The organism is Syntrophomonas sp. (assembly GCF_028707975.1).
Classification (GTDB): domain Bacteria; phylum Bacillota; class Syntrophomonadia; order Syntrophomonadales; family Syntrophomonadaceae; genus Syntrophomonas.
On the sequence record NZ_JAQVZX010000114.1, the window covers coordinates 1 to 5,281 of the forward strand.

General features: G+C 47.9%; 4 protein-coding genes. All 4 read left to right on the top strand.

Going from position 1 to position 5,281, the window contains the following annotated elements; translation table 11 throughout:
* The coding region (locus PHP87_RS10530; protein ID WP_366942932.1) for an enoyl-CoA hydratase-related protein at nucleotides 1-785 on the top strand (785 nt) is incomplete at its 5' end.
* Between the two features lie 27 nt (nucleotides 786-812).
* Entirely contained in the window at nucleotides 813-2,018 is a 1,206-nt protein-coding gene (locus PHP87_RS10535; protein WP_299921134.1) for a thiolase family protein, read from the top strand.
* Nucleotides 2,019-2,111: 93 nt separating this feature from the next.
* Nucleotides 2,112-3,251 (top strand): acyl-CoA dehydrogenase family protein, encoded by a 1,140-nt coding sequence (locus tag PHP87_RS10540; protein WP_276624083.1) that lies wholly within the window; start codon nucleotides 2,112-2,114, stop codon nucleotides 3,249-3,251.
* A gap of 392 nt (nucleotides 3,252-3,643) precedes the next feature.
* The gene (locus PHP87_RS10545) at nucleotides 3,644-4,990 is read left to right on the top strand and encodes an acetyl-CoA hydrolase/transferase C-terminal domain-containing protein (protein WP_276624084.1); all 1,347 of its coding nucleotides are present in this window, start codon (nucleotides 3,644-3,646) and stop codon (nucleotides 4,988-4,990) included.
* The last annotated feature ends 291 nt before the right edge of the window (nucleotides 4,991-5,281 follow it).

Here is a 5,281-nt window from a genome sequence, read left to right on the forward strand (position 1 = left end):
ACATTATGGAGCTCAAAACTCTGCTGTTTCAGAAAGAAGCGGGGGTAGGAATTATAACCTTGAACCGCCCGGAAACCATGAATGGAATCAATGATCAGATGATGCTGGAACTATCTGCCTTAATGGACGAGATTGCGGTTGATGATGAAGTCAGGGCTCTGATAGTTACCGGGGGAGAGAAGGTTTTTGCTGCCGGCGGAGACATTGCTTATATTTCAGGGCTTAATACCTTGCAGGCCGAGTCTTTTGTGACTCTGGTTCACCGGGCTTTTGACAAAATAGCCAATTGTGACAAGCCGGTTATAGCTGCCATTGCTGGCCTGGCCCTGGGGGGAGGCTGTGAACTGGCTCTGGTATGTGACATCCGCTTGGCGGCTGAAGGGAGCCGTTTCGGTTTGCCGGAGATCAACCTGGGGATAATGCCCGGAGCCGGAGCCAGCCAGAGGTTGACACGGATAGTTGGAATGGGCTGGGCCCGTCACCTGCTGTTTACCGGCAGCCCCATTGATAGTGATACCGCTCTTAAGATTGGCCTGGTGACCATGGTGTTACCCCGGGAAAAGCTGATGGAAGAAGCACGGAAAATGGCCCGTACTTTTGCTTCTCGCTCGCCTATAGCCCTGCGAACAGCCAAGAAGTGTTTGAATTATGCCGAAAATGTAGACCTGCCTTCCGGTCTCGTGTTTGAGCAAAAGCTATGGTCGTTTCTTTTTTCTACTGAAGACCAGAAGGAAGGGATGAATGCCTTCCTGCAAAAGCGCAAGCCGGAATTTAAAGGCAAATAAATAAGAATAAAAAAGGAGAGTTGTCAAATGGAACTAAACGAAGTCGTAATGGTTAGCGCCTGCCGTACGGCCATAGGCAGGTTTATGGGCAGCCTTAAAGGTGTATCCTCCCGGGAGCTTTCCCTTACTGTGGGCCGGGAAGCCATCGCTCGGGCAGGCATAACGGCTGATATAATCGATGAAATATGCGTAGGGCAAGTATTTCCCCATGGCTGCGGCTCTTTGCCCGCCAGGCAGGTATCCATCAGGTTGGGGCTTCCCGCCCGGAGCGGTGCGGTAAATGTGAATCAGAACTGCACTTCGGCCATGCGGGCTTTGGAAATAGCTTGCCATAACATTATGCTGGGTAAAACCGAAATAGCGCTGGTAGTAGGTGCGGAAAGCATGACCAACTGTCCCTACCTGGTACCCAAAGGAAGAATGGGTTACCGGTTAGGATCGGGCAGCTTGGAGGATGTTATGCTTTATGATGGTCTTATAGATGAACAGGTACCCGGGCATATGGGACTTACTGCGGAAAATGTGGCCGAGAAATACGGGATTACCCGGGAAGAATGCGACCAACTGGCTTTACTGAGCCATCAACGAGCTATCCGGGCGGTAAAGGATGGTACATTCAAACGGGAGATAGTCCCGGTGGAAATCAAGAGCAAAAAAGGCAGCAAGTTCTATGAAACTGATGAACACATGATACCTGATGCCAGTCTCGAAACCATGGCCAAATTGCCTCCGGCTTTTAAAAAAGGCGGGGTGGTAACCGCGGCCAATGCCTCGGGAATCAATGACGGTGCCGCTGCAGCCATAGTTATGTCCCGGGCTAAAGCCAAGGAACTGGGGCTTAAACCTTTGATGAAGCTGGTAAACATTTGCGGTGAAGGAGTTGAACCTCCGGTGATGGGCCTGGGGCCGGCGGTAGCCATTCCCAAGTGTTTAAAACAGGCCGGGATTAAATTTGAGGATGTAGATTACTGGGAGATTAACGAAGCTTTTGCCGCTCAGTTCCTGGGAGTGGGCCGGATGCTGAAAGAAGAATCAGGAATTGAGCTGGATATGAATAAGTGCAACATCAATGGTTCCGGTATTGCTCTGGGTCACCCGGTAGGATGCACCGGACTGCGAATTATTGTATCCATGTATTATGAGCTGGAAAAACAGGGTAAGACCCTGGGCGGGGCCTCGCTATGCGTCGGCGGCGGCATGGCCATGGCTTCATTGTGGAGCAGAGATGTATAAGCCAGACGGGAGCAGAATGCGAAGACTGCTACCCTAATGAGGCACTGAAGATTATATTATCAAAATTTATATAAATCGGGAGGAGGAGAAAGAATGGATTTTCGTTTGAGTGAAGAACAAGAAATGATTCGGAAGATGGCGCGGGATTTTGCCGATAATGAAATATTGCCTTATTGTCAGGAATGGGATGAACATCATACTTTCCCCTGGGATACAGTCAAAAAACTGCAAGAATTGGGGCTTATGACCTGCGGAGTACCGGCTGAATATGGCGGACCAGGGATAGACCACCTGGGGCAGTGCATCATATCTGAAGAAATCTGCCGCGGTGATGCTGGGCTGGGAACCACCCTGGCTGCCAGTACCTTGCTGGGCCCCGATCCGGTTTATGTGGCTGCCAGCGATGAACAAAAGAAGTGGTTTTATGGCCGCATGATGGAAGGAGCCTTAACCGCATTCTGCCTGACCGAACCAGGTGCCGGTTCTGATGCCGGAGGGATTTCCACCCGTTGTGTCAAAGATGGTGACTATTATATTCTAAATGGCACCAAGCAGTTTATCAGCAACGGCGGGGTAGCCAATCTATATACCGTTTTTACCACTCTGGACAAGAAAATGGGTTACAAGGGAATGTGCGCCTTTATGGTGGATAGGGATAGCCCTGGAATCAGTATCAGTCCGCCGGAAAACAAATTAGGAATCAGGAGTTCGAATACCACCCAGGTGATATTCGAAGATGTGCGGGTACCCGCCCAAAACCTTCTGGGCAAAGAAGGGGATGGCTTTAAAATTGCAATGAAGACCCTGGACATTTCCCGTGCCGTAGTGGGGGCCATGGCAACCGGTGTTGCTCAGGGGGCTTTTGAGTGCGCGGTCAAGTATGCCCAGGAACGCCAGCAGTTTGGCAAACCCATAGCCAGCTTTCAAGGTATTCAGTTTATTATCGCGGAAATGGCCGTACTCTGTGAAACCGCACGCTTGCTCTACCAGAAAGCAGCCAGCAATCAGGATTTGGGGCTTCCCTACACCAAGATGGCTTCCCTGGCCAAGTACTGGGGAGGAGAGGCCGCTATGAAAGTCAGTACCGATGCGGTTCAGGTTTATGGCGGCTATGGCTATACTAAAGATTACCTGGCAGAGAAATATTTCCGCGATGCCAAGATATTCCAGATATTTGAAGGAACGGCCCAGATTCAGAAGATAGTAATTGCTGGTGATGTATTTAAGGGTTAAGGGATAAGTATGAGGATAAAAAAATCTTGCAAACACGGCACAGTAACGATGGTATGATAAGAATGAAAATGAGAGGATAGGGGTGGAAGCCCGGCCATATGTGCCAGCTTTGTTTCTACCTGCTCCATAAAAACACTGACTTCCCGGGAGGGAAAGTAATCCCCTTATAATATATTCTTTCTTTAAGCAACGGGAGTTATCCGAAGGCGGAGTGAAAAAGAGAATATTTTAGCTTATCACATTAGTACTTGGATATACTTCCGTTACTTCTCTTTTTAAAGCAATTACCACGCCAATAGGGAGAAGTTTATCCAATCAAGATTCAAGGTAATATACGCTGTCGTTATAAAGTCATCGTTACTTGATTATCGAAAATAAAGGAGGAGTTGCAGATGTTTGAAAGCGAATACAAAGCCAAGTTCCGTACCCCGGAAGAGGCCGTAAAGGTAGTTAAATCAGGTGATTGGGTGGACTACATGTACTTTAACGGCTATCCCAAAGCCCTGGATAGAGCTCTGGCCAAGAGAAAGGATGAGCTCTATGATGTTCATATCAGAAGCGGTATTTCCCTCCCGCCTTTTCCCGAGGTTCCGCAAAGCGATCCCACTATGAAGCATTTTCAATGGGATAGCTGGCATTACAGCGCCTTTGACGCCAAGCTGGCTGATCAGGGTATCTGCAGTTTTTCCCCGCTGTTATATCATGAAGTACCAGGCTACTACCGGCGGCGTGAAGTGGAAATGGATGTAGCTATGATGAGGGTCTGCCCCATGGACAAGTACGGTTATTTCAATTTTGGCATAAATGCTTCGCATTGTGAAGCTGTTCTGGAAAACGCCAAAATCGCTATCGTTGAAGAAAACGAAAACATGCCTTATGTCTATGGCGGAAATGGCAACCATATCCATATTTCTGAAATTGATTTCGTGGTCAGAGGGGAAAACGAGCTAATGGCTAACCCGGCACCCCTGGAACCAACCGAAGCAGAAATGAAGATTGCCGAGTACATTCTGGAAGATATTCATGATGGTTGCTGCATCCAGTTGGGAATAGGAGGTCTGCCCAACTACCTGGGTAAAAAAATTGCTGAAGCCGGATTAAGAGATCTGGGGGTTCACACCGAGATGATGGCTGATGCCTATTATGAGATGTGGAAAAAAGGGTGTATCAGCGGTGCCAAAAAGGAACTGGACCGCAAAAAAATGGTATGTTCTTTTGCCCTGGGATCACAAGAACTTTACGAGTTCATGGATCATAATCCTATGATTGCAACCTATTCGGTAGACTATACCAATAACCCTTATGTTATAGCGCAACTATCCAATGTGATTTCCATCAATGGCTGTCTGGAGATTGACTTCTACGGGCAAGTAGCTTCGGAAATGCAGGGGCCAAGGCAGATTACGGGAACCGGGGGCCAGTGGGATTTCGTTCTGGGAGCCTATCACTCTCCCGGCGGCAAGAGCTTTCTCTGCACCTCATCCACCTACAAAGATAAGAGTGGCCAGCTGCAATCCAAAATCAAACCCTTTTTGACCCCGGGTGCGGCCTGCACTGTTTCCCGGCAAATGACTCATTATGTAGTAACCGAATATGGCAAGGCCCTGCTTAAGTGCCAGTCTGTTTGGAAGCGAACGGAAAGGCTCATAGAAATTGCCCATCCCCAGTTCCGGGATGAGTTGATTAAAGAAGCGGAAAAACTCGGTTTTTGGAAAAGAAGCAATAAGATTGAGCCATAAGCTTTAAATAATTATTAAATCTTATCTGTGTTTATCTGCGGAGTCTGGTTCTGAAAAATCCGGCACCTTGTGCTGGTGATGCATGTGACAAAAGGACCATCCTCATGTGAGACTATATCATCCTTTATCATGTCACATGTCGGACATATGAAAATAATCCGGAGAAATCACTCCAATGCATCAGGAGGTGATTAATTATATATGAATTATGTAAATGAATACCGCAAGAAATTAGTATCGGCCGATGAGGCTGTAAAAGTGGTTAATTCCGGAGACTGGATTGATTATGGT

What these genes read in the sequence shown, in the direction of transcription:
- PHP87_RS10535 (WP_299921134.1), top strand. Translation starts at nt 813, where the DNA reads ATGGAACTAAACGAAGTCGTAATGGTTAGCGCCTGCCGTACGGCCATA.
- PHP87_RS10540 (WP_276624083.1), top strand. Translation starts at nt 2,112, where the DNA reads ATGGATTTTCGTTTGAGTGAAGAACAAGAAATGATTCGGAAGATGGCG.
- PHP87_RS10545 (WP_276624084.1), top strand. Translation starts at nt 3,644, where the DNA reads ATGTTTGAAAGCGAATACAAAGCCAAGTTCCGTACCCCGGAAGAGGCC.